This window comes from Lentzea sp. NPDC037011 (assembly GCF_055607425.1).
The window spans coordinates 643789-666074 of the sequence record NZ_JBVJRT010000002.1 but is presented as its reverse complement, the minus strand read 5'-3'; the positions used below and the strand labels follow the sequence as shown (position 1 = coordinate 666074).

The following is a 22286-nucleotide window of genomic DNA, read 5'->3' as shown; positions in this document are numbered from 1 at the left end:
CGCTGTCCCCATTTCACATCGGTCGAGGTAGCATCGGCCGCTCTGGAGATCAACCGTTCCGTCGGTCGAGCGAGCCCGAGGTCTGCGATGCGTACTGCGGGGCTGGTGGCGGGCCTGCTGGGCCTGGTGGCCGCCGGCACCGTCGCCACCACCGGCTGCGGTGCCGCCGCGAGCTCGTCGGCGTTGCCGCACGTCGGGTTCGTGGTCAAGCGCACGGGCGGGTCGTTCGCACAGGAGATGACCAGCGGGTTCCACGAGGGCGTCGGCCGGGTCGGCGGGGTGAGCGCGACCGTCACGGGACCCTCCGGCCACGACGGGCACAGGGAAGTCGAGTTGTTCCGGGATCTGTCACGGACGGCGAAAGGCGGTGTCGCCGTCGCCACGTCCGAACCCGCGCTGATGGCGCCGTCCATCACCGCGGCCTTGCGCGAACACCTCTCCGTCGTCGGTGTGGACATGCGACTCGGGTCGAGCTCCGGGGTGGGGCTCCACATCGGTAACGACAACTACGAGCTCGGCGAAAAGCTGGCTGACGAGTTGATGCGCCGATTGCCCTCGGACGCGACCGGTTCGGTGGTGCTGGGAAACGCCACTCCGGGACTGGCCGGGTTCGACGACCGGGCCGACGGAATCCGTGGGCGGTTCGCCGAGAAACTACCGGGAGTGCGGGTGCTGGGGCCGTTCGACACGCAGCGCGACGACGAGGCGAACCTCGACGCGTGGCGACGGCTCGCGGCGGCCAACCCCGGCGCACTGGCTTTCGTGGGGACCGGAGACTGCGACGGGTTCAACCTCGCCGCGATCAAGACCGAGAAGTCGGCGAGGTGGCTGGTGGGCGGGTTCGGGGTCGACCCTCGGACGTTGCAGGCGGTGCGGGACGGCGTCGTGGTGGCGTCGGTCTCGCCGGAGCACTACCTCAAGGGCGCGGTCGCCGGGTGGCTGCTCGCCCGGCAGGCCAGAGGCGGCGCGGAGTTACCCGAGGGGTGGGTGTTCACCCCGGGACTGGCGGTCACGACGGCGAACCTCGACGAGGTCCTGCACCGGCAGGAGTCGGAGCAGGCGCGCGAGCAGTGGTTCCGGCCCCAGCTCGACGCCTTCGTCGAGGACCCCGCGAGCTGGTTGCGACCGTTGGAGCAGGCACGGTGAGGCTTTGGGAGAGCCGCGCCACCGCACGGGTGGCGACGGTGGGGCTGACGGCCGGGCTGCTGGCACTGGCCGGGCTGGCGTTGTGGAGCAGCATCAGCGCGCAGATCACGACCGCGCAGGTGCGCCAGTTCAACGAGACCAGCGAGCGCTGGAGCCGGGTGCTCGAACACATCAACATCACCGACAACGCGCTGCGCGACCTGCAGCTCAAGCGCACCGAGCTGACCGTCGAGCCGTTGCGGAACTCGGTCGGCGCCGCCCGTGGCGAGCTGGAGTGGCTGCAGGCCAACGGCACCCCGTCGGACGTCGCGGTGGCCACGCGCCTGCTGCCGCTGTACGACACGACGACGGAGACGCTGCGCAAGGTGCTCGCCGGTGACGACCCCGCGCAGGTCGACCAGGCCGGGTTCGCGCACTCCTCGCTGCGCCGCCAGGTCTCCACGACGATCGGTGCCAAGCAGCTCGACACCACCGACTACCTGCGCGCGGCGGACGAGAAGAACACCCGGCTGCGGGTCGCGCAGATCGCGGCGTTCGCGCTGGACGCGTTCCTGGTGGGCCTGTTCGGCATGGTGCTGCTCGGCCACCGCCGCAAGATCCTGCGCCAGGCCGCGAAGAACGAGCACGAGGCGCACCACGACGCGTTGACCGGTCTCGCGAACCGGACGCTGCTCGCCCGCCGGATGGAGCAGGTCGTCGCCAAGGCGCACAAGAAGAACGAGCCGCTGGCGTTGCTGATCGTGGACCTCGACCGGTTCAAGGAGGTCAACGACTCGCTCGGGCACCACGTCGGTGACCTGCTGCTGCGCCAGGTGGCCAACCGGCTGTCGTGGGCGGTGCGCGACACCGACCTCGTGGCCCGCCTGGGCGGCGACGAGTTCGCGGTGCTGCTGCCCGGCGTCGGCTCGGCGGACAACGCGCGGATGGTCGCGGACAAGATCCTCACGGCGCTGGCGATGCCGGTGATCCTGGAGGGCCTGGAGCTGGAGATCGCGGGCAGCGTCGGCGTGGCGCTGTGCCCGAACGACTCCCTCGACGGCCACGAGCTGCTGCGGCACGCGGACATCGCGATGTACGCGGCCAAGCGCGACAAGTCCGGTGTGGCCGTGTACGACGCCCGCCTGCACGAGCGTGGCGCCTCGCAGCTCACGGCCGTGACGGAGCTGCGGCACGCGATCGACCGCGGTGAGCTGTTCCTGCACTACCAGCCCAAGGCGCTGGCCGACACGGGCGCGGTGTGCGGCGTCGAGGCGCTGGCGCGCTGGCAGCACCCGACCCGCGGCCTGGTGCGCCCGGACGAGTTCATCCCGGTCGCCGAGGAGAACGGCCTGATCGAGCCGCTGACCCGGTACGTGATCGACGCGGCGCTGCGCCAGTGCCGCACCTGGTCGGACGCGGGCTGGGAGGTGCCGGTGTCGGTGAACGTGGGCGCCGCCTGCCTGCTGCACACCGAGTTCCCCGGCGACGTGGCCGACCTGATCAAGCGCCACGGCCTGCCCGCACGGCTGCTGACGCTGGAGATCACCGAGTCTGCGATCATCTCCGACCCGGACCGCGCCGTGGACGTGCTGCGCGGCCTGACCGAGCTGGGCGTGCGGCTGTCGATCGACGACTTCGGCACCGGCTACTCGTCGATCTCCTACCTGCGCAGCATGCGGGTGCACGAGATGAAGCTCGACCGTTCGTTCGTCACGCACATGTGCACCGACGCCGGTGACTCGGCGATCGTGCACGCCCTGGTCGCCCTGGCCCGCAACTTCGGCCTGCAGGCCGTGGCGGAGGGCGTGGAGGACCAGGACACCTGGACGGCGCTGGCCGAGGCCGGCTGCGACGTGGTGCAGGGCTACTTCCTCAGCGAGCCGTTGCCCGCCGAGGACGTGGTGGCCTGGCTGGGCGACCGAGCCGCAGCCGCCCACGCTTAGCCCGCATCTGCGAGTATCACCAACTCAAGATCATCCAGCACTTTTCCACTACCAACCTGTTCGGTGTTCGACGAACGGGTTGGCAGTGGAAAAGTGCGGTTCGCGGGGTGGTTGGCGGTACTTGCAGATGCCGGTCAGGCGCGGGAGCGCCAGGTGTCGATCAACGGCTTCATGAAGTCGACGATCTGCGGCAGCTGCGGCGCGACCACGAGGTAGGCGACGGCGCGCAGAGCGGCGACGGCGTTGACGAACGCCAGCACGTCGGCGTCCAGCTCGCGGAGGCCGTGGGTGCGGGCGCCGCGGTTGTAGGCGGCTTCGAGGTCGGGGCCGAGGGAGGCGAGGTCCCACTCGACCGGCCCGTACGTGACGAGCTCGAAGTCGGAGAACAACGGGCCGGTCGTGCTCGCGAAGATGTTCGCGGGCGGGCAGTCGCCGTGGACCGGCTGCAGTTCTACGCCGGGAAAGCGCTTCTCGAACTCGGCCTGGGAACGCACCACCGGTTCGAGCTCCGCCCATTCACGCCGGGCGCGGTCGAGATCGGCCGCGTCGAGCAGGTCCGGGTGCTTTTCCAGGAGGCGGAGCGCATCGGTGATGAATGCGGGGTCCGTTGTTCCCAGGAATGGGAGCTCGCCCGGATATCCTTTCAGCGCCGCGTGCAGTTCGGCCGCCTTTTCCGAGTTCGCGACGTAATCCGGTTCGCCGCTCTTGTCCTCCGGGACGAACGGCCAGAACGTGATGGAGAACCCGTCGCGCTGCACGGGTTCGGCCGGCACGTCGGGGCTCGGCGGGATCACCGGGACGCCCTGGTCCGCGAGCCACCGCGCCACGTCCAGCTCGCGCCGCTGGCGGGCGCTGGTGGAGTCGAGGTCCTCGGTGTGCGGCAGGACGACCGGCACGCGGGCCACGACCGGGCTCGGTGCCAGGTGGACGACCACCGAGAACAGCTCGTAGAGCACCGCGGGCTCGGTCACGGTGAGGCCGAGGTCGCGCCCCGCCGCCACGGCCGCGTCCCTGGCCGCGGTGGTGCGCCGGGCGATGTCGTCGGGGGTCGCGAAGGCTGTCATGGCACGATCGTGTCACGACAGCCCGCGCGGCCGCAGATCATTTTCGCGTCCCTGGGAGGACCCGGTGCCCGACCGCCACCTGATCGACGTCCACGTCCTGCTGCTGCGCGCCGGGCAGGTCCTGCTCTCGCTGCGCAGGGACACCGACCCGCGCTTCGACGGGGTGTGGCACCTGCCGTCGGGCAAGCTCGACCGCGGCGAGTCGGTGCCGGCCGCCGCGGTCAGGGAGGCCCGCGAGGAGGTCGGTGTCGAGATCGACCCGGCCGACCTGCGGCACGTGCACACCGCGCACGTCACCGCGGCCGGTGTGGAACCGCGGCTAGGTCTGTTCTTCACGACCACGCGGTGGGCCGGGGAGCCGGTCAACCGCGAGCCCGGCAAGTGCTCGGCGCTGCGCTGGTTCGAGCTGGACGCGCTGCCGGAGGAGCTGATCGCCTACTCCGCCGCCGGAATCCGCGGTCACCTCGCCGGCACGCCGTTCAGCGTGCTCGGCTGGGATCAGTGACCGCAGCAGGCGTGGTCGGCCCACTCCGGTTCGTGCCACCAGTGCCTGTTCCGCGCTGACGGCAACGGCGGCAGCGCGTCGTCCGTCGCCGTCCGCTGCTGCGCCCGGTAGGGCTTGAGCAAGTCGGCGACGGTGTGCAGGCGCCCGCCCACCATCACCTGGCGCACGTCGGCCGCCGCCCTGATGTCCGCGAGCGGGTTGCCGGAGACGAACGCGATGTCGGCCGGGGCACCGGGCCGCAGCGACCCGATCGGCAGGCCCAGCCACGTCGCCGGGTTGCGGGTGGCGGTGATCAGCGCCTCCCGCGGTGTGAAGCCGAACTTGACCATGGCGCGCAGGTTCATGTGCGTGGCGGTGGCGGGCGCGTCGAGTGGCGCGTCGGTGCCGCAGATCACGAGGCCACCGCCGCGGTGCACGGCCAGCGCGAACTCGACCCAGCCGCGCAAGATGTGCAACGACGAGGAGGCACCACCGGTGTTCGCCTCGGCGAGGTAGCGCTCGTACTCCCACGGCGGGAACAGCACGCGGGTGCGTTCGTCCAGCACCAGCGACCTGTCCTCGGCGAACAGGGCGCGGTTGTGGAACAGGGTCGGGGTCATGGACATGCCGGTGCGGGTGAACAGCGCGACCACGTCCTGGTAGGCGCGGCCCTGCCGGGAGATCGTGTGCGAGTAGCCCAGGCGGTTGGTGGCGCCGACGTGCTCCATGCCGTTCATGCCGATGTTCGCGGCCGGGTAGAGGTAGTGCGACGACAACGGGACGCGGGACCGCTGCACGGCAGCGCGTTGCAGCTCGACGGGCAGCCGGACGTAGGTCTTGAGCATGTCGTAGTCGAGCTCGTGGGCGCGGCGCAGTTCGAGGTCGAGCTGGGCGCGCGACAGGGTCGGGCGCATGAAGTTGTAGTAGACGCGGGAACCGTCGACGGCCTCGCCGGTCGCGTAGAACCGGGGCCCGGTCAGGGTTCCTGCGGCGAGCGCCTCGCGGGTCTCGACCATCTGGTAGACCGGGTCACCGGGTGAGCGGACGGTGGTGATGCCGTAGGCGAGCCACACGTTGCCCTGGCGCGCTCCCCACGCCCGTCCGCGCAGGTGCCAGTGGTTGTGGGCGTCGATGAGGCCGGGGATGGCGGTCAGCGTGCTCGCGTCCACGTCGGCACGACCGCGGTGCGGGCGGACGTCCGCGATCCGGCCGTGGTCGACCACGAGGTCGACGTTCTCGCGCAGCTCGTGCGCCTCGCCGTCCCAGTAAGCCTTGACGTGCACGACTTCGCGCTCGGGTGAACGCTGCCTGCGCCAGGTGAGGCCGACCCGGACGGTGCTGGCCTTGCCGTCCAGTGTGGACTTCCGCAGGCGGCCGTTGTTGAGGTACACCAACGCGTCGTCACCGTGCCACGCCAGCGAGTCGGTGACCTCGCGGGTGACCTGCCGCGGCGTGCCGAGGAACCGGCCCTTGCCGTCGACGGCCACGACGAAGGCGAGGCTCTCGACGACGAACGCGAGGTGCCGGCCGTCGGGCGACCACACCGGGCCGTCGTCGCCGCGGGTCGCGATCGACCGGAACGGCATCGGCTCGGTGTACCGCAGCTCGCCGCTGACGAGGTCGACGGTGAGGACCTGGCTGGTGCCCTCGCGGAACCGCCGGGAGAACGGCTTCACCGCGGCCAGCGCGACCACCGTGCCGTCGGCGGACCAGGTGGGACGGCCGGGCTGGAACAGCGTCGGGGTGACCTGGCGGCGACCGGCCGCGTCGACCACCCACACCTGGCCGTCCTGGTCGACGTAGGCGACCTTGGTGCCGTCCGGGGAGAACCGGGGCGTGGTCTGCGCGTGCGGCGCGGGCGCGTGGGCCTCGTCGGCGCCGGTCCGCAGGTCCCGCACGCGCAGCTGGGCGATGCCGGTGCGGTCGCTCGCGTACAGCAGCCGGGTGCCGTCGGGCGAGAAGTCCGGGTCGGAGTCGAAGTACGCGCCGTCGGTCAGCTTCGTGGTGCGGCCGCCGGCCAGCAGGTGCAGCGCGTTCAGCGCCCGGAAGGCGATCTTCGTGCCGTCGCGCGACACGACCGGGCTCGCGATGCCCCTGACCTGGCCGCCGGTGGGGGTGCGCGCGCGGTGCTGCCGCGGGGTGCGCACGGGAACCGTTGCGCTGAAGGGGATGTCCTTCGTGGACCTGCCGTCGAACAGCCGGATCTTGCCGTCGGCGGTGTAGAGCACGCTGCCGCCGTCCCACAGCGGCGCGAACCCGAAGACGTCCTGCCCGGTGACGACGGCCCGGTCACCGAGCATCAGGTCGGCCTGGCCCGGTCGCATCAGCGTGTAGCTCGGCTGACCGCCCGGCCCGCAGCTCGCGCCGAACAGCTGCGCGCCCGCCGGTGCGGTGACCAGGCGTTCGCGGGTGCCGTCGAGCGCCACGGCGTCCACGGCCGCGTTGCCGACGGTGAAGACCAGCCGGCGGCCGTCGGGTGACCACTGCGGTGCGGCGGCCTCGTCCGGCAGGCCGGTGAGCTGGGTGACGGCACCGGAGGCGACGTCCAGCACGTGCACGCCGTAGCTGCCGCCCCTGTCGCTGGTGAACGCGATCTTCGTGCCGTCGGGCGAGAACGCGGGCTCGCGGTGGTCGTACCGGCCGCTGGTGAGCTGCCGGGGCGTGCTCCCGGCGAGGTCGGTGACGTAGAGGTGGTAGTTGCCGTCCCGGTAGGACTGGAACGCGATCCGGCCGCCCGGACCGAACGACGGCAGCGACGCGTCCTGCAGCTCGTCGGTCAGCCTGCGGGCGGTGCCACCGGTCGCGGGCAGCACCCAGATGGCGGTGACGAGGTCGATCGCGAGCCACCTGCCGTCCCGTGACCGGGTGACGGAGATGTTGGTGCCCTGGGTGAGCGTGACGACGGTGCCCGGTCCGGCCTGCGCCGCACCGGTGGTGGTGAGCGCGGGAGTGGCCGTGGCCAGGGCGGCGGCCTGGCCGGTGCGGGTCAGCAGCTCACGACGAGACAGGTCCATGCGTGGCACTCCCCCAGCGTTGACGCCCTGGAAGAACCACACTGCCACCGCACCGGGCCGGCACCATCCACCGATCGGCGGTCAGGCCACCGCCGTGTACACCAACGCGAGGATCGCGCTGGGGCAGCAGATCGTGACGAGACCGACCACCCCGTAGAACGGCTCCTTCTTGGTGATCATCGCCGCCAGCGCGGCGACCCCCACCCCGACAGTGATCAACAACAACGCCAGCACCAGGTACGACACGGTCCTCTTCCTTCGCAACGGGAGTTCGGGTCACAGGCACGCGGACGCGCGTGGCGGTGCCCGGCACGAAGGTGTGGCCGGTGTCGTGGAGGTCGTGGTGCCGCAGTCGACGTCGTCGCGCTGCGTCGGCGGTTCACCCGTCCCGCTGACGGCGGCGGGCCGCCACGCCCACCCGGTGTCCGGTGCGGCGGGCGTGGCGGTGGCACCGTGCGAGACCGACACCCTGCTGGGCAGGTGCCGGTCCCCCAGGTCCTGGTGCTCCCGCTGGGCGGGCAGCAGCGCCAGCAGCAGGGCGAGCAGCAGCGCCGGCGCGGCGCGGTTCACGGTGCGGTGGCCCCCGCCCGCCTGCGCGCGAAGAACTCCGCGACCGGCTCGACGTAGCGGGCCGCGATCGGGCCGATGACCGCCATCAGCAGCACGTACGCCGTGGACAGCGCCGCGAGCTGCGCGCTGACCATGCCGGAGGCCACCGCGAGACCGGCGATGACGATGGAGAACTCACCGCGGGCCACCAGTGCGGCACCCGCGCGGGCCCGGCCCATCGGCCCGACGCCCTGCCTGCGCGCCGCCCACCAGCCGGTCGCGAGCTTGGTCAGCGTCGTCACCACGGCCAGCGCCACGGCGACGCCGAGCACCGGCGGGATGGAGCGCGGGTCGGTGTTGAGGCCGAACACCACGAAGAACATGGCGGCGAAGAGGTCGCGCAACGGCTCCAGCAGGCGGGTGGCGTTCTCCGCGGTGGAGCCGGAGATCGCGATGCCGAGCAGGAACGCGCCGACCGCGGCCGACACCTGCAGCTGCGAGGCGACACCGGCGACGAGCAGCGCGGAGCCGAGCAGCTTGAGCAGGAACACCTCGTGGTCGGGGCTGTCGACGACGGCGGAGATGTAGCGCCCGTACTTCAGCGCCACGACGAGCACGACGGTGATGGCGAGCAACGAGATGCCGACGGAGGTGAGGCCGCCCAGGAAGCTGACACCGGCCAGCAGCGCCGTGAGCACCGGCAGGTAGACCGCCATGGCCAGGTCTTCGAAGACCAGCACCGACAGGACCACCGGTGTCTCGCGGTTGCCGAGCCGGCCGAGGTCGCCGAGGACCTTCGCGACGATGCCGGACGAGGAGATGTAGGTGACGCCGGCCATCGCGAGCGCGCCGACCGGTCCCCAGCCCAGCAGCAGCGCGACGACGGCGCCGGGGGTCGCGTTGAGGACGATGTCGAGCAGTCCGGCGGTCCAGGACTTCTTCAGCCCGGTCGTGAGCTCGGAGGCCGAGTACTCCAGCCCCAGGAACAACAACAGCAGCACCACGCCGATCTCACTGGCGAGGTGCGCGAACTCCTCGATGCCGTGCAGCGGGACGATGCCGCCCGCGCCGAACGCGAGGCCGCCGATCAGGTAGAGCGGGATGGGCGAGATGCCGAATCTCCAGGCCAGTCGCCCGAGCAGGCCCAGCCCGAAGAAGACCGCACCCAGTTCGATCAGCGCGATCGTGGTGTCGTGCACTGCGCTCAGCCGCCCGTCAGGATCTCGGCGGCGGTGTCGAGGCCGTCCGCGGTGCCCACGACGACAGCGAGGTCGCCGTTGGAGAACAGGAACTCCGGGCCCGGCGAGGGGTGCGCGGTGCCCTCCCGCACGACGGCGACGACCGACGCGCCGGTGCGGGTGCGCAGCGCGGTGTCGCCGAGCGTGCGGTGCGCGAACGCCGTGACCAGCAGCTGGCGCGTGGTGATGCCGGTGATGTCGCGGTGCTGCTTGCTCAGCTGCGTCACCAGCTGCGGCGCGCCGAGCAGCCCGGCGAGCGTGCCCGCCTCCTCCGGCGCGAGCGGGATCGAGGCGGCCGTCGCGTCCGGGTCGTCCTGTTTGGACAATATGAGCTCGAACTTGCCGTCGCGGTAGGAGATCACGCCGATCCGGCGGCCGGAGCGGATGCTGAAGTCCTGCCTGACCCCGATGCCGGGCAGGGGCGTCACTTCGACGTTCACTGGCGTGCTTCCTGACTTGGGTTCTTGGGTTTTCTAGGGTTCGATCAGCCCGGCGCGGATCGCGTACCGGGTGAGTTCGAGGCGGTCCTTGAGACCGAGCTTCTGCAGCAGGTTGGCGCGGTGGCGCTCGACCGTCTTGACGCTGATGAAGAGCAGGTCGCCGATCTCCTTCGACGAGTGGCCCTCCGCGACCAGCTTGAGGATCTCCTCCTCGCGGTCGGTGATCGCCCGCGACGGGATGCCGCCGCCGTCCTTGGCGCGGTCGAGGTAGTTGCGGATCAACGAGTTCACCGCGCCGGGGTAGAGGAACGGCTCGCCGCGCATCGCCGCCCGGCACGCCTCCACGAGGTCGCGGTCGGCCACCGACTTGAGCACGTACCCGGAGGCACCGGACTTGAGCGCCTCGAAGAAGTACTGCTCGTTGTCGTACATGGTGAGGATCAAGATCCGCAGGTCCGGCAGCAGCCGCGACAGCTCACGCGCGGCCTGCAACCCGGTGAGCCGCGGCATGGCGATGTCGAGGATCGCGAGGTCGGGCTTCTCGGCACGGGCCTTCGTGACGGCCTCCGCGCCGTCGCCGGCCTCGGCCACGACGGTCAGGTCGGGTTCGTTGTCCAGGATCAGCCGGACGCCGCGGCGCACCAGCGCGTGGTCGTCGGCCAGCAGGATGCGCGTCTTCACCTGGCCGGCACCACCAGACGCACCTCGGTGCCCCTGGCCAGGGCGGTGATCTCGACCTCGGCGTGCACGAGCAGCGCCCGCTCCCGCATGCCGCGGATGCCGGCGCCCTCCTCGGCGTCGCCGATGCCCCGCCCGTCGTCGCGGATGCGCAGCTCGACCCCGGCGGGGTGGTTCTGCAGCGCGAGCTCGACCGAGGTCGCGCCGGCGTGCCGGACGGTGTTGGTCAGCCCCTCCTGCGCCACCCGGTAGACCACCAGCTCGGTCTCGGCGTCGAGCTCGGGCAGGTCCTTCGCGAACCGCTTGGTGACCGTGAGCCCGGTGGTGATCTCCGCGGTCAACGCCTTGAGCGCGCTGACCAGCCCCAGCTCCTCCAGCACCCCCGGCCGCAGCCGCCGTGCGATGCGCCGGATCTCGTCGAGCGTGCTGCGGGTGGTCTCCTGCACCTGCCGCAGCTCCTCGCGCATGTGCGCGGGCGCCTGGTCGGCCACCCGCTTCAGCTCCAGCAGCACCACGGTCAACGACTGCCCCACCTCGTCGTGCAGTTCCTGCGCCACCCTCCTGCGTTCCGCCTCCTGCGCGCTGAGCGCCCGCGCCGAGCTGAACCCGCGTTCGGCCTCCAGCCGGTCGATCATCGCGTTGAACGTCGTGATCAGCTCCGCGATCTCCCCGTGCCCCTTGACGGTCAGTCGCGGCCCCGGTTTGAGCAGGTCGATCGTGGTCATGGCCTTGGTGAGCCGGTCCAGCGGCGCCAGCCCGACCCTGATCAGCACCGCGTTGGCGACCAGCATGGCCACGAGCCCGGCCCCGAGCACGACCATCTCCCCGGACACCGCCCGCGTCGACACCGTCACCGGGCTGAACGCCAGCACGGCCGTGGCGATGATCAGGACCAGGGCGTTGAGCAGGAAGATCCGCCCGAACAACGACACGCGCGCCGCCTTTCCGCGATCACTTCCCGCCACGCCTTGCGAGGCTGACGGGCGCACCCACCACGTGTCCATCCGTGGCAACACCCATGTTCGGCCTGCATGGGGGTCAGCGCTGGCCGGATCTGCGTGCCCGCCCGGATCGTTTTCCCCGGCAGCGCGGGAGAAGGTGGAGACGTCTCGACCGCACGGCGACGGGAGGCGGAGATGGAGACCACACGACGACCGCGCAGACCCGCACTGAAACGGGCCCCGAGGTGGACGCTGCTGGCCGTGGCGTTCTCGTCGGTGGCGACGGGGCTGGTGCTGCCGCACACGCTGCTGATCGCGGCCGGCCTGCTGCTGGCCGGGTGCGTGGCACTGCCCTAGCGGGCGCGCCGACACGAGGACCACGCCGGCGGAGGCCGCCGCTGTCAGGCAGAAGCTGACGGCGGCGGCCTGGTCTTCCCGGTCTCACCGGTTTTCCTGGTCTTGCTGGTCCGGGTCTATCCGGACGTGGGCTTGCTCAGAGGGCCAGCGCGCCTTCGATGCGCGCGAGCATCGCGTCCTCGGCGTCGACGACCACGCCGTCGGACTCGGCCACCTCGCGCGCGATCGTCAGCACCGCGGCGGGGAACGACCTCGCGTCCTCCGGCGAGCGCGTGGTGAGGATCTTCATCGAGCTGCGCAGCGCCTCGAGGACGACCGGCTCGACTTCCTCGTCGGTGCCGGCGGGCACGGACGGGCGGGCGGCGCCCATGACGAGGCGCAGGTCGGGCGACAGGTGCGACAGGGCGCGCAGGCCGGCGAACCGCTCCTCCAGGACGGGGCCGGGGTCGGCGTGGGAGACCAGCAGCATCGCGCCGTACACGGCGGTGCGCAGCGTGCGGCTCTCCTCGTCGGTGAAGAAGATCATGGCGTCCACTCCATGTCTTGTGATCAGGCGATTTCGGCGGTACTGGTACGAAGACTCGCCACCGCGCCGGTGGTTGCTCCCGGCGGCGAAACTGCGACGTGGCTCATCGGGCAGTTCTGCTCAGCGCGAAACCTCTCGTCACGCGGCGTACAAATGACACCTCCGGGCGTTGACATGAGTTGTCAGCCCAACCCCTGGAGGATCAGCGATGACGACCACCGTGGCCCGCCCCCGCATCACGGTACGGCGGGTGGTGTTCACGCTCGTCCTCCTCAGCGTCACGACGCTGCTGTTCTGGGTGCCGTTCGAGGGCCTGTTCGCGGCGTCGGCGCAGTGGCCGGGGCCGGTGCGGCCGATCGCGGCCGTCGTGTTCGCCGCGGCGGCGATCAGCATGATCGTGCTGTTCACCCGCAGGAACTCCGACCGCGCCGCGCGGATCTCGCACTTCCTGCTGGGGTTCGTGTGGATCGCGTTCGTCTGGACGCTGCTCACCGACGTGGTGCGGCTGGTGCTGGCGCTGGCCGGTGTGGAGAACCCGTTCCGCGCGCGGTTCATCGCCGTGCTGCTGGCGGTGCTCATCGTCGCCATGACGGCGTACGGCGTGCACGAGGCCATGCGGGTGCCGCGGGTCAAGCGCCAGGACGTGACGATCCCCCGCCTCGACCCGGCGTTCGACGGGCTGACCGTCGCCGTCGTCACCGACACCCACTACGGCGCGATCGACCGCGCGAAGTGGTCGCGGGGCATGGTCGACGCGGTCAACGAGCTGAACGCCGACGTGGCCGTGCACGTCGGTGACATCGCCGACGGCACCGCCGAGCAGCGCCTGGAGCAGGCGACGCCGCTGGGTGACGTCACGGCGGCGCACCGGTTCTACATCACCGGCAACCACGAGTACTACTCCAACGCCCAGGGCTGGATCGACCTCATGACCCGGCTGGGCTGGAAGGCGCTGCACAACGAGCACGTGGTGCTCGAACGCGGCGGTGCCCGCCTGGTGTTCGCGGGCATCGACGACATCACCGCCGACCACTCCGGCGAGCCCGGCCACGCCGCCGACCTCGCGCTCGCGTTGCGCGGCACCGAGGCCGGCGACCCGGTGGTGCTGCTCGCCCACCAGCCCTCCGAGATCCGCAAGGCCGTCGAGGCCGGCGTGGACCTGCAGCTGTCCGGTCACACCCACGGCGGGCAGATCTGGCCCTTCCACCACCTGGTGCGGTTGCAGCAGCCGGTGGTGGCGGGCCTGAGCCGGCACAGCGACCGCACGCAGCTCTACACCAGCCGCGGTGCCGGTTTCTGGGGCCCGCCGATGCGGGTGTTCGCACCGAGCGAGATCACCCTGCTGACGCTCAGGGCCGCATGAGGTGCCCGGTGTCGTTGAACCTGACCAGCCGCGGTGACCGGCCGGCCGTGTAGCGGATGACGGTGAGAGCGGCGTTGTCGTTGTCCAGCGTCAGCCACTGCTCGGGTGCGGCGTCGAGCGCGTCGCGGACGAGCCAGCTGATCAGGAACGCGTGCGTCACCACCAGCACCGGGCCGTCACCCGGCCGAGCGAAGCGGGTCTCGGCCTCGTGCGCGAGCGCGGGCCCGCGGGTGCGCTCGGACTCGGGGAACCGGTCGAAGAACTCGTCGTGGTCGGGGACGAAGTGCGGCACGAAGTCGTCGGCGGCCGCCTCGGCCCGGCAGGGCACCCCCAGCACCTCGGCGATGATCGACGCGGTTTCGGCTGCCCGCGGCAGCGGACCGTGGTGCACGGCGGCGAACCCGGTGCCCCGCAACCGTTCCGCGAGCAGCTCGGACTGCCTGCGCCCGTGCGCGGTGAGCCGCGTCTCGTCCTTCGTCGCCTCGCCGTGCCGGACCAGGTGGAGATCTCTCGTCACGACGTGCAGTGTGCCTTGACGGCACTTGCGGCGTGATGGGCGTATGTCGGTCCGCGGCGGTTCCAGTCCTGACCTCGGTTGAGGAGCTGCACCGTCAGGGTTCCGCTGCTCCGGAACCTGCCGGCGGTGACCCACTGCCCGCGCCGGTCGACCTGCTTGATCGCGAACGACGCGACCGGCGCGCCCCCGACCCCGTTGCGGTCATACACGAAGTACACGGTCGGGTTACCGCCGACGGCGGTCAGGTCCCCCTCGGGCACGTGCACCGACACCTCGCACGTGCCGGCGGCGGCGAACGTCCACATCGCGTAAGACGACGAGTCGTCCCGCCGCGCGTCACCCGACATCGGTACCGACACGAACGCCGACCCGCACCTGCCGTCGCCGTGTTCGACCCAGCCCCGCCGCCCGTCCCGGTAGGACCCGACGCTGCGGTAGCCCCCGCACCCCGGCCCCGACGTCACCGTCTTGGCACCGCTGGGCGCGCGCTCGACGGGAGGCGGCGGCGGAGCGGGCGGCGGCGTGGTCGTGGTCGGCACCAGCCCGAGCGCCGAGGAAGCGAACATCGGGTCCGTGCTCGCCGAGGACTCCACCGGCAGGTCCTCCGCGGGCGTGATCGCGCCGGGCAGGTAGCTGTGCGTGGGCATCGCCTCGGTCGGCGCACCGGGCTCGCTCAACCCCACGACCGCGATGCCGGCCACGACCAGCCCGGCGGCGGCGACGGCGATCACGACGAGCCGCCGCTTCACCGGCGGCGGCTTCTCCTCCGGCGCGGGCGCGGTCTCCTCCGCGAGGGCCCGACGTCCCTGTCCCCTTGCGCGAACAGCGGCGATCAACGCGGGATCGAGCATCACGTCGGTCGGGTCGTCGGGGTAGTCGGTCGGCACGCAGCGCAGTGTGCCAGCCGCACAACACCACCCGAACGCGTGGTTGTTTCACGAACGGGTCATTCGCGTTCAATCCACCGCACGCAGTAGCAGCCGCTCGCCGGTTCGGTCGACACGGTGTGCCGGGAGCGTTCCCGGCCGCTGTGCCGGGATCTTGGGCCGCGAGCCGTCCCACGTGCAGTCATCGGGTCGGCGAATCGCCGGGAAACGGTGGTGGGACGGGAGTCCGGTCACGGTCTGGACACACCTGAGGATCGCGCCGATCCCGCCGCGTTCCGCGGCAGGTCAGGTGTCGAGCGGCACCGGCGAGCAGTCGCGGAGCTCGCGGATCAACGCCGAAGCGACCACCCACCGGATCTCGTGGTCGTCGTAGGACAGGTTCACCGCTTTCACCGCCACAGGACCAGATGGGCCTGCCCGGTGCAAAGCGCCCCGGACACCGGCAACGGGAAAGGCACGCGCTCGAACAGCCACCGCGCCGCGCCGCAACGCCGGGCACAGCGAGAGCGAGGTCGAGACGCAGGGCACGCAGACGGGCGGGTCGACGCACGCGGCGCCGTCCGGCCAACCGGGCCAGTCGTCGCGGAAGTCCCGCAGCAGCCACAGGACGCCGTCGGCGTTCCGGTCCGCGGGCTCGCCGCACACCTGGCACAGCAGCATCCGCATCGCCCGCCGTTGCCGCAGCGGGTGCACCTTGCCGAACTCGGGCCGGCCCACCTCCCGGCGGAGTGCGGTGCGACCCCACAGCACGCCGCGGACATCGCGGTCGCCGATCAGCTCGTCCTGGTACCCGATGCCGCAACCGGGTCGTTCCACCACCCGGCACGGGAGGTCCGGCTCAGCGCTCCAGGCGGTGACGTACGGAACGATCATGGTCTTCACAGCGCCGAACGGTAGAGCTGCGCAGCGTGATCGGTTGTACAAAATGTGTGACCGCCGGCTCGCTACAGTGGCTGCCTGCGGAACCGACCCGGCGAGGTGGATGTGGAGCACATCGGTGCGCGTGTCCGGTACTGGCGGCTGAGGCGGCGGTTGGGGCGCAAGCAGTTCGCCGACATGGTCGGTCGTTCGGCGTCCTGGCTCGACAAGGTGGAGACGGGGGAACGCGGGCTGACCCGGCTCCCGGTGATCCAGCGCGTCGCCGAGGTGCTGGACCTCGACCCGGCCGTGCTGACCGACGACGTCCGCGACCGGCGTGCCCGGCGGTGCGTCGACGGTGGCGAGGTCCGCGCGATCCGCCAGGCCCTGGCGAACCACCCCGGGCTCCGCGGCCCGTCGGTGCCGGACCTGGCGGCGGTGGCGCGGCAGGCGACCTATCTCGACCACGCGTGGAGCATGTCCCGCTTCTCCGTCCTCTCCCGGCACCTGCCCGAGCTGATGGGCAGTGCCCAGGCGGCGGCGGACCTCGCGACCGGGGCCGACGAACCGGCCGCGCACCGGGTGCTGGTGACCGTGTACCGGTTGGCCTCGTCGATGCTGCTCAAGTTCGGCGACGACGACATCGCCTGGCTGGCCGCGGACCGCGCTCTGCACGTGGCGATGCGGACCGGGGACACCTGGTCGCTGGCCCGCGCGACCCGCAGCACCGCTCGTGCGATGACGGGTGTGCACGAGCAGGCGCAGGCGGTCGCGACGTTGCTGGCGATGGCGGACCGGATGCGCGGTGAGGTGAGCGCCGCCCCGGCGGACCTGTTGGCGCTGCACGGCATGCTGTACCTCGCTGCGTCGATCGTCGCGGCCGAGCGGGAGGACGCCGATCTTGCCCAGGACGTGCACGACGCCGCCCTGGCGGCCGCGCGGACGATGCGGCCGGAGCACAACGACCACGGGACGTGCTTCGGCGTGACCAACACGCAGATCCACCGCGTCTCGGCCCTGGTGCGGCTGCACGACTGCGGCCGAGCACTGGAGTTCGCCGCCACCATCAGCCCACGCGAGGTGAAGGCCTTGTCCGTCGAGCGCCAGGCCGGCTACCTGCTGGACCTCACCAGGGCGCACGCGGGTGTCGGGGACCACCGGCAGGCCGCGCGCCTGTTGGGCAAGGCCGAGCAGATCGCACCCGAAGAGGTCCGTTGCCGACCGTTGGCGCACGGCCTGCTCCGCGCACTGGTGAACCACACCTCGGGCGAACCGGCGAGGCTGGTGCGGCGGATGGCCGGCCGAGCGGGAGTCGAGGCATGAGCGCCCCGGTGCTCTACCTCGTGGTCTGCGGAGCCGGACCCGCTGACCACGTGGACCGCGTTGTCGAACTGGCGCAGGCCGAGGGGTGGGACGTGTGGTGCGTCGCCACACCGGCCGCCGTCGAGCACTTCCTCGACCTCGACGCCCTCGAAGCGTTGTGCGGCCACCCGGTGCGAACGGGTCACCAGCGGACAGGACAGCCGGCACTGCCCCCGGCGGCAGCGGTGGTCGTCGCTCCCGCCACCTACAACACGATCAACAAGTGGGCGAGCGGGATCGCGGACACCTACGTCCTCACCCAGCTCGCCGAGCTCACCGGTCTGGGCGTGCCGATCGCCGTGCTGCCGTTCGTGAACACGGCGCTCGCGAACAACCGCGCGTTCCACCGCAGCGTCGCGGAGCTGCGCGAGTCCGGCGTGACGGTGCTGTTCGGCGAGGGCGGCTTCGTGCCGCACCCGCCGCGAACCGGCGGCCAGGCCGTGGAGCGCTACCCGTGGAACGCGGCACTGGACGCGGTCAGGAGCGCACGTCACTCCTCATCCGCCCGGCCACCAGCAGCAACACCAGCCCGAGCACGCACATCCCGAGCGTGAACGCGTACACCGACCGGAACCCGATCCCCTGCGCCACCCCGAGCAGCGGCCCCGCGATCATGGTGCCCACGATCTGCGTGTTGCTGAACATCGTCGTGGTGTGACCGGGCCGGCCGGGGTCGAGGCTCTGGAAGTACGTGATCCCCACGCCCATGATCAGCGAGATGACCGTGGCGTGCAGCAGCTGCGCGGCCATCACCTGCCAGACGGAGTCAGCGACGAGCATGACTCCGTGGTAGCCCAACGAGATCGCGGCGCCGATGACGACCATCATGTGCAGCGACTTGCGGTTGGCCAGTGCGCCGAACCAGAGCATCATCGGGATCTCCAGCGCCGCGCACAGGCCCATCACCAGGCCCGCGTCGCCCGCGGTGCCCTCCAGGTTCGTGGTGACGAACAACGGCAGGCCGCTCACCGCCAGCGCGACGGAGCCCTGCAGGAACGTGAACGCCACCGAGACCACCGAGATGCGGCCGCGCGACGGGCCGGCGGGTGCCTCGTCCTCGACCACCTCCTGCGGGGTCTCGGCGGGCACGGGCAGGAACCAGGCGATCACGGCCACGCCGAGCTGCAGCGCGGCGGTCGAGGCGAACAGGCCGAACCAGCCGACCTTCGACACGAGCAGCGCGGCCACCGGCGGGCCGGCCACCCAGGCGACCGACAGCAGGGTGCGCAGGACGCTGACGACCATCGACGGGCCCTGCGAGACCGCGCGGCCGTAGGCGAACAGCTGTGGCAGCAGGGAGGAGGTGATCGCGATGAACAGCACCGAGGTGCCGAGCAGGAACCAGTAGTCGCGCGACACGGCGAACAGGCCGTAGCCGACCGCGCCCGCGACACCGCCCGCCACGAGCATGAACCGGCGCTGCACGCGGCCGTCGGACAGCCTGCCCATGACCGTGCTGGCGACCACCGACGCGATCGGTGAGGCCAGCAGGAAGAAGCCGAGCTGGAAGGGCGTGACCCCGATCTCGGAGGTCAGGAACAGCGAGCCGAACGGCAGCGCGAACGCCATCGACACACCGGTGACGACGCTGATCACCGCGAGCTGGAAGAAGGAACGGGACAGGAGCGGCGAGGGGGTTTTCTCGCTGATTGCCGTCACGAACGGATACTGCCTCCTGGCCGGTGAATCAGGAAACCAAATATCCCATTGTGCGGGCAACATCTCACACGACGACGACCGCGCCGTCGCGACGGTGATCTCCACCACCCCTGAGCAGGCCGGATCCGGTGCGCTGCACGACCTGGCAGCCGCCGAAGAACATGTTCGGCGCGCGGAAGAACGTCACCGGCAGTTCACTTTCCGGTCGAATTCCCGGTTCCACGTGGAGGTGGTCGCCGCTCAGGTGCAGGCGGGGTGCGTCGACCGCTTCCTGCGCGGGCATCCCGCGGTCCAGGACGTTCACGAGCACCTGCAGGATCGCGCCGCTGATGCGGCTGGACCCGGCGCTGCCGAGCACCAGTTCCACACCGTCGCGGCCGGTCACGACGGTCGGCGACATCATCGACGGCAGCCGGTCGCCGGGTGCGTGGCTGAAGAAGCCGTCGGGCGAGAGCTCCTCCTCGCCCATCATGTTGTTGAGGTGCACGCCGGCGATCGCGATGCCGGAGCCGGCGCCGTTCGTGGTCGTGACCGAGCACGCGGTGCCGTCGGCGTCCAGCACCGAGATGTGCGTGGTCGAGCCGAGCCGGTTGAGGGGCACCTTCGGCGTGGCCATCGCGCGGATCAGGTCGGCCTGCGACGGGTTGTCCGGCACCGTCTCCAGCATCTGCGCGAGCAACGCACCACCCGCGGCGGGCGGTGGGTTCGTGTGGACGTCACGGCCGCGGTGCCGCGCGTGCAACGGCTCGCGTTCGATGACCTCGTACGCCGCGAGGTCCGCCCTCGTGAGGTCACCGCCCGAGGAGCCGATGCGGTCGGCGATCGTGGCCGCGATGTCGCCGGTGTAGAACGGCTCGGCACCGTCCTGTCCCAGGCGCAGCAGGGACTCGGCGAGCTCGGGCTGCACGAGCAGCTCGCCTTCGGACAGCGCGGTGAGCCCCGCGCTGCGGGCCAGCGGCAACAGGATCGAGGTGACGTAGGCCTGGTAGCGGTTCACGCGGTGGCCCTCCCGCGCGTGCATCGCCGCCGTGGCCACGAGTTCGCTCAACGGCGCCGTGCCGTACCGGGCGGCGGCGGCCGCACCGGCGGGCATCCCGAACGCGGCGACCGACGACGGGCCGACGTGGAACTCCTGCTGGGCGTCGCCGAACCGGACCACGATCGGGTCGAGCGGCGCCCGCTCCGCCGTGGCGCCGCGACCGGGTGCCTGGGCGGAGAAGTCCAGCAGCACAGGGGGTTTCCCGGCCGGCGCGATCATCATGTACCCGGCCGCACCCAGACCCGTGAGCAGCGGCTCGGTCACGCACGACGTGAGCATCGCCGCGACGGCCGCGTCCACGGCGTTCCCACCGGCGCGCAGCAGCGCCGCACCTGCCTCTGCGGTGAGCGGGTGACCCGCCGCGATCGCTCCACGCACCGTTGTCGACCTCCACTGAAGAGACCGTCAACGGTAGCCCCGGTGGCGATCGCCGAGCCACCCGGCCCGGCGGGGCCGCTCACCGGATCGGTCGACGGGGTTGAAAGGCGGAGCAAAACGGGTAAATCGACAACCATGGACTGGATCACGAAGCTGATGGAGGCACTGGGCTCTCCCGGCGCGGGCCTCGCGGTCGCGCTGGAGAACGTCTTCCCGCCCGTGCCCAGCGAGGTGATCCTGCCGCTGGCCGGGTTCACCGCGGGGCAGGGCAAGATCTCGCTGGTCGCCGCGATCCTGTGGACCACGGCCGGCTCGGTCGTCGGCGCGCTCGTCCTCTACGGCCTGGGCGCGTGGCTCGGGCTGGAGCGGCTGCGCAAGGCGGCCGACAAGATCCCGTTCGTCACGGCGTCCGATGTGGACAAGTCCGACGCGTGGTTCGACAAGCACGGCAACAAGGCCGTGTTCCTCGGGCGCATGGTGCCGGTGGTGCGGAGCCTGGTCTCCATCCCGGCCGGGGTGTCCGGGATGCCGATCGTGAAGTTCACGGTCTACACGGCGGCGGGCAGCCTGCTGTGGAACACCGCCCTGATCCTCGCCGGGTACGCGCTGGGCGAGAACTACCAGCTCGTCGACCGCTACCTGGGGTGGGTGTCCACGGTGGTCATCGCGGCACTGGTCATCGCCATCGTGTGGTTCGTGGTCTCGCGGTCCAAGGCCCGCCGCTCGTAGAGCACCGACGCGACCGCGACCGCGAGGCCCGCCAGCGACAGCCCGACGCCGACCCACGCGGTGGACACGTAGCCCCAGCCCGCCGCGATGGCCAGGCCGCCGAGCCACGCGCCCGCGCCGTTCGCGACGTTGAGCGACGAGTGGTTGGACGACGAGGCCAGCACCGGCGCGTCCGGTGAGGCGTCCATCAGGCGGATCTGCAGGGCAGCGGCCAGGACCTGGATCACGAACCCGAGCAGGAACAGCAGCCCGAACAGGAACACCGGCATCGTCGCGGTGAAGCCGAACAGCACGAGGATCACGCAGACCGCGACCAGCCCGCCGAACACCGACCCCATCGCCGAGCGGTCCACGAACCGGCCGCCGAAGGTCGCGCCCAGGGTCATGCCCAGCCCGAACACCGCGAGCATCCACGGCACCACGCCCGCGGGCAGGCCCGCGACCTCGGTGGTCAGCGGCGCGACGTAGGAGTAGACGGCGAACATGCCGCCGAAGCCGATCATGCCGGTGAAGATCGCGAACCACACCGTCGGCCGGCGGAACGCCCTGACCTCGCCCTTCATCGACGCGCCCGCGTCCAGCGGCACCCGCGGCACCCACGCGGCGATCGCGAGCGCCGTCACCACGCCGATCACCGAGACCGACAGGTACGCGGTGCGCCAGCCGATCTGCTGGCCCGCCGCGGTGGCGAGCGGGACACCGACCAGGTTCGCCACGGTCAGCCCGACCATCACCCGTGCCACCGCCGTGCCGCGGCGTTCCGGTGCCACGAGCGTCGCGGCGACGACCGCCGCGATGCCGAAGAACGCGCCGTGCGGCAGTCCCGCGACGAAGCGGGAGAGCAGCAGCATGGTCTTGTCCTGCGCGACGACGGACAGGCCGTTGCCCAGCGCCACGGCGAGCATCAGGCCGATCAGCATGCCCTTGCGCGGCAGCTTGGCGCCGAGCACCGCGATCAGCGGTGCGCCGACCACGACACCGGCCGCGTACAGGCTGATGGCGTGCCCGGCCTCGTAGTCGGGGATGTCGAACGTGGCAGCGATCTGGGGCAGCAGCCCCATGGTCGCGAACTCGGTGGTGCCGATGCCGAACCCGCCGAGCGCGAGCGCGGTCATGGCGCGGGTGGTGTTCACAT

General features: G+C 71.4%; 23 protein-coding genes. 8 read left to right on the top strand and 15 right to left on the bottom strand.

What is annotated here, in order from left to right; genetic code table 11:
* The first annotated feature begins 87 nt into the window (after window positions 1-87).
* The gene (locus ACZ7CH_RS07965; RefSeq protein ID WP_470368499.1) at window positions 88-1146 is read left to right on the top strand and encodes a sugar ABC transporter substrate-binding protein; all 1059 of its coding nucleotides are present in this window, start codon (window positions 88-90) and stop codon (window positions 1144-1146) included.
* Window positions 1143-3068: a putative bifunctional diguanylate cyclase/phosphodiesterase gene (locus tag ACZ7CH_RS07960; RefSeq protein ID WP_470373408.1), complete on the top strand. Its 1926-nt coding sequence runs from the start codon at window positions 1143-1145 to the stop codon at window positions 3066-3068. Before ACZ7CH_RS07965 ends, ACZ7CH_RS07960 begins: the two co-directional genes overlap by 4 nt.
* A gap of 134 nt (window positions 3069-3202) precedes the next feature.
* Here the strand turns inward: ACZ7CH_RS07960 and ACZ7CH_RS07955 are convergent, their stop codons facing one another.
* On the bottom strand, window positions 3203-4132 hold the full coding sequence (locus ACZ7CH_RS07955) for a phosphotransferase (RefSeq protein ID WP_470373407.1): 930 nt from the start codon (window positions 4130-4132) through the stop codon (window positions 3203-3205).
* A 64-nt stretch (window positions 4133-4196) separates the two neighbouring features.
* Here ACZ7CH_RS07955 and ACZ7CH_RS07950 point away from each other — a divergent pair, with 64 nt between their 5' ends.
* Window positions 4197-4637 carry an NUDIX hydrolase gene (locus ACZ7CH_RS07950; RefSeq protein ID WP_458433195.1) on the top strand — a complete coding sequence of 147 codons (441 nt, stop codon included), beginning with the start codon at window positions 4197-4199 and terminating at the stop codon, window positions 4635-4637.
* On the opposite strand, the gene ACZ7CH_RS07945 is transcribed toward ACZ7CH_RS07950, so the two are convergent.
* From ACZ7CH_RS07945 to ACZ7CH_RS07915, 7 genes are all read right to left on the bottom strand, one after another.
* Complete coding sequence (locus ACZ7CH_RS07945; protein WP_470373406.1) at window positions 4631-7630, bottom strand: DPP IV N-terminal domain-containing protein; 3000 nt, start codon at window positions 7628-7630, stop codon at window positions 4631-4633. The two genes, ACZ7CH_RS07950 and ACZ7CH_RS07945, sit on opposite strands and share 7 nt — an antisense overlap.
* Window positions 7631-7711: 81 nt before the next feature.
* A complete protein-coding gene (locus ACZ7CH_RS07940) occupies window positions 7712-7876 on the bottom strand; it encodes a hypothetical protein (RefSeq protein WP_360387640.1) in 165 nt (54 codons plus the stop codon).
* Between the two features lie 30 nt (window positions 7877-7906).
* The gene (locus tag ACZ7CH_RS07935; protein ID WP_360387638.1) at window positions 7907-8200 is read right to left on the bottom strand and encodes a hypothetical protein; all 294 of its coding nucleotides are present in this window, start codon (window positions 8198-8200) and stop codon (window positions 7907-7909) included.
* Window positions 8197-9378 carry a cation:proton antiporter gene (locus ACZ7CH_RS07930; protein ID WP_360387635.1) on the bottom strand — a complete coding sequence of 394 codons (1182 nt, stop codon included), beginning with the start codon at window positions 9376-9378 and terminating at the stop codon, window positions 8197-8199. The genes ACZ7CH_RS07935 and ACZ7CH_RS07930 overlap by 4 nt, the downstream gene beginning before the upstream one ends.
* A gap of 5 nt (window positions 9379-9383) precedes the next feature.
* Entirely contained in the window at window positions 9384-9857 is a 474-nt protein-coding gene (locus ACZ7CH_RS07925) for a cation:proton antiporter regulatory subunit (protein ID WP_360387633.1), read from the bottom strand.
* Window positions 9858-9890: 33 nt separating this feature from the next.
* On the bottom strand, window positions 9891-10538 hold the full coding sequence (locus ACZ7CH_RS07920) for a response regulator transcription factor (protein WP_360387631.1): 648 nt from the start codon (window positions 10536-10538) through the stop codon (window positions 9891-9893).
* Window positions 10535-11500 carry a HAMP domain-containing sensor histidine kinase gene (locus ACZ7CH_RS07915; RefSeq protein ID WP_470373405.1) on the bottom strand — a complete coding sequence of 322 codons (966 nt, stop codon included), beginning with the start codon at window positions 11498-11500 and terminating at the stop codon, window positions 10535-10537. Before ACZ7CH_RS07915 ends, ACZ7CH_RS07920 begins: the two co-directional genes overlap by 4 nt.
* A gap of 66 nt (window positions 11501-11566) precedes the next feature.
* Here ACZ7CH_RS07915 and ACZ7CH_RS07910 point away from each other — a divergent pair, with 66 nt between their 5' ends.
* Complete coding sequence (locus tag ACZ7CH_RS07910) at window positions 11567-11833, top strand: hypothetical protein (RefSeq protein ID WP_470373404.1); 267 nt, start codon at window positions 11567-11569, stop codon at window positions 11831-11833.
* 136 nt (window positions 11834-11969) lie between these two features.
* Here the strand turns inward: ACZ7CH_RS07910 and ACZ7CH_RS07905 are convergent, their stop codons facing one another.
* Window positions 11970-12359, bottom strand: a complete 390-nt coding sequence (locus ACZ7CH_RS07905) for a hypothetical protein (RefSeq protein ID WP_470373403.1) — start codon at window positions 12357-12359, stop codon at window positions 11970-11972.
* 208 nt (window positions 12360-12567) lie between these two features.
* On the opposite strand from ACZ7CH_RS07905, the gene ACZ7CH_RS07900 reads away from it, so the two are divergent.
* Window positions 12568-13722, top strand: a complete 1155-nt coding sequence (locus ACZ7CH_RS07900; protein WP_470373402.1) for a metallophosphoesterase — start codon at window positions 12568-12570, stop codon at window positions 13720-13722.
* On the opposite strand, the gene ACZ7CH_RS07895 is transcribed toward ACZ7CH_RS07900, so the two are convergent.
* The 3 genes from ACZ7CH_RS07895 to ACZ7CH_RS07885 all read right to left on the bottom strand — a co-directional run bounded on the left by ACZ7CH_RS07895 (window position 13709) and on the right by ACZ7CH_RS07885 (window position 16008).
* Entirely contained in the window at window positions 13709-14239 is a 531-nt protein-coding gene (locus tag ACZ7CH_RS07895; protein ID WP_360387618.1) for a histidine phosphatase family protein, read from the bottom strand. The two genes, ACZ7CH_RS07900 and ACZ7CH_RS07895, sit on opposite strands and share 14 nt — an antisense overlap.
* Entirely contained in the window at window positions 14236-15126 is an 891-nt protein-coding gene (locus ACZ7CH_RS07890; RefSeq protein WP_470373401.1) for a hypothetical protein, read from the bottom strand. The genes ACZ7CH_RS07895 and ACZ7CH_RS07890 overlap by 4 nt, the downstream gene beginning before the upstream one ends.
* Before the next feature lie 285 nt (window positions 15127-15411).
* Window positions 15412-16008: a hypothetical protein gene (locus ACZ7CH_RS07885; RefSeq protein ID WP_470373400.1), complete on the bottom strand. Its 597-nt coding sequence runs from the start codon at window positions 16006-16008 to the stop codon at window positions 15412-15414.
* Window positions 16009-16104: 96 nt separating this feature from the next.
* On the opposite strand from ACZ7CH_RS07885, the gene ACZ7CH_RS07880 reads away from it, so the two are divergent.
* Together ACZ7CH_RS07880 and ACZ7CH_RS07875 are read left to right on the top strand one after the other, a co-directional pair.
* Window positions 16105-17307: a helix-turn-helix domain-containing protein gene (locus tag ACZ7CH_RS07880; protein WP_470373399.1), complete on the top strand. Its 1203-nt coding sequence runs from the start codon at window positions 16105-16107 to the stop codon at window positions 17305-17307.
* Window positions 17304-17900 carry a flavoprotein gene (locus tag ACZ7CH_RS07875; RefSeq protein ID WP_470373398.1) on the top strand — a complete coding sequence of 199 codons (597 nt, stop codon included), beginning with the start codon at window positions 17304-17306 and terminating at the stop codon, window positions 17898-17900. The genes ACZ7CH_RS07880 and ACZ7CH_RS07875 overlap by 4 nt, the downstream gene beginning before the upstream one ends.
* On the opposite strand, the gene ACZ7CH_RS07870 is transcribed toward ACZ7CH_RS07875, so the two are convergent.
* A complete protein-coding gene (locus ACZ7CH_RS07870; protein WP_470373397.1) occupies window positions 17824-19005 on the bottom strand; it encodes a sugar efflux transporter in 1182 nt (393 codons plus the stop codon). The two genes, ACZ7CH_RS07875 and ACZ7CH_RS07870, sit on opposite strands and share 77 nt — an antisense overlap.
* Window positions 19006-19069: 64 nt before the next feature.
* The gene (locus tag ACZ7CH_RS07865; RefSeq protein ID WP_360387601.1) at window positions 19070-20422 is read right to left on the bottom strand and encodes a gamma-glutamyltransferase; all 1353 of its coding nucleotides are present in this window, start codon (window positions 20420-20422) and stop codon (window positions 19070-19072) included.
* Window positions 20423-20557: 135 nt separating this feature from the next.
* Between ACZ7CH_RS07865 and ACZ7CH_RS07860 the strand changes: the two genes are divergently transcribed.
* Window positions 20558-21151 (top strand): DedA family protein, encoded by a 594-nt coding sequence (locus ACZ7CH_RS07860; RefSeq protein WP_360387598.1) that lies wholly within the window; start codon window positions 20558-20560, stop codon window positions 21149-21151.
* Here the strand turns inward: ACZ7CH_RS07860 and ACZ7CH_RS07855 are convergent.
* Complete coding sequence (locus ACZ7CH_RS07855) at window positions 21058-22284, bottom strand: MFS transporter (RefSeq protein WP_470373396.1); 1227 nt, start codon at window positions 22282-22284, stop codon at window positions 21058-21060. The genes ACZ7CH_RS07860 and ACZ7CH_RS07855 overlap by 94 nt on opposite strands.
* Window positions 22285-22286: the final 2 nt, after the last annotated feature.

Excerpts from the sequence above, each read along its gene's own strand:
- ACZ7CH_RS07965 (WP_470368499.1), top strand. The coding sequence starts at position 88 with ATGCGTACTGCGGGGCTGGTGGCGGGCCTGCTGGGCCTGGTGGCCGCC.
- ACZ7CH_RS07955 (WP_470373407.1), bottom strand. The coding sequence starts at position 4,132 with ATGACAGCCTTCGCGACCCCCGACGACATCGCCCGGCGCACCACCGCG.
- ACZ7CH_RS07945 (WP_470373406.1), bottom strand. The coding sequence starts at position 7,630 with ATGGACCTGTCTCGTCGTGAGCTGCTGACCCGCACCGGCCAGGCCGCC.
- ACZ7CH_RS07910 (WP_470373404.1), top strand. The coding sequence starts at position 11,567 with ATGGGGGTCAGCGCTGGCCGGATCTGCGTGCCCGCCCGGATCGTTTTC.
- ACZ7CH_RS07905 (WP_470373403.1), bottom strand. The coding sequence starts at position 12,359 with ATGATCTTCTTCACCGACGAGGAGAGCCGCACGCTGCGCACCGCCGTG.
- ACZ7CH_RS07900 (WP_470373402.1), top strand. The coding sequence starts at position 12,568 with ATGACGACCACCGTGGCCCGCCCCCGCATCACGGTACGGCGGGTGGTG.
- ACZ7CH_RS07875 (WP_470373398.1), top strand. The coding sequence starts at position 17,304 with ATGAGCGCCCCGGTGCTCTACCTCGTGGTCTGCGGAGCCGGACCCGCT.
- ACZ7CH_RS07860 (WP_360387598.1), top strand. The coding sequence starts at position 20,558 with ATGGACTGGATCACGAAGCTGATGGAGGCACTGGGCTCTCCCGGCGCG.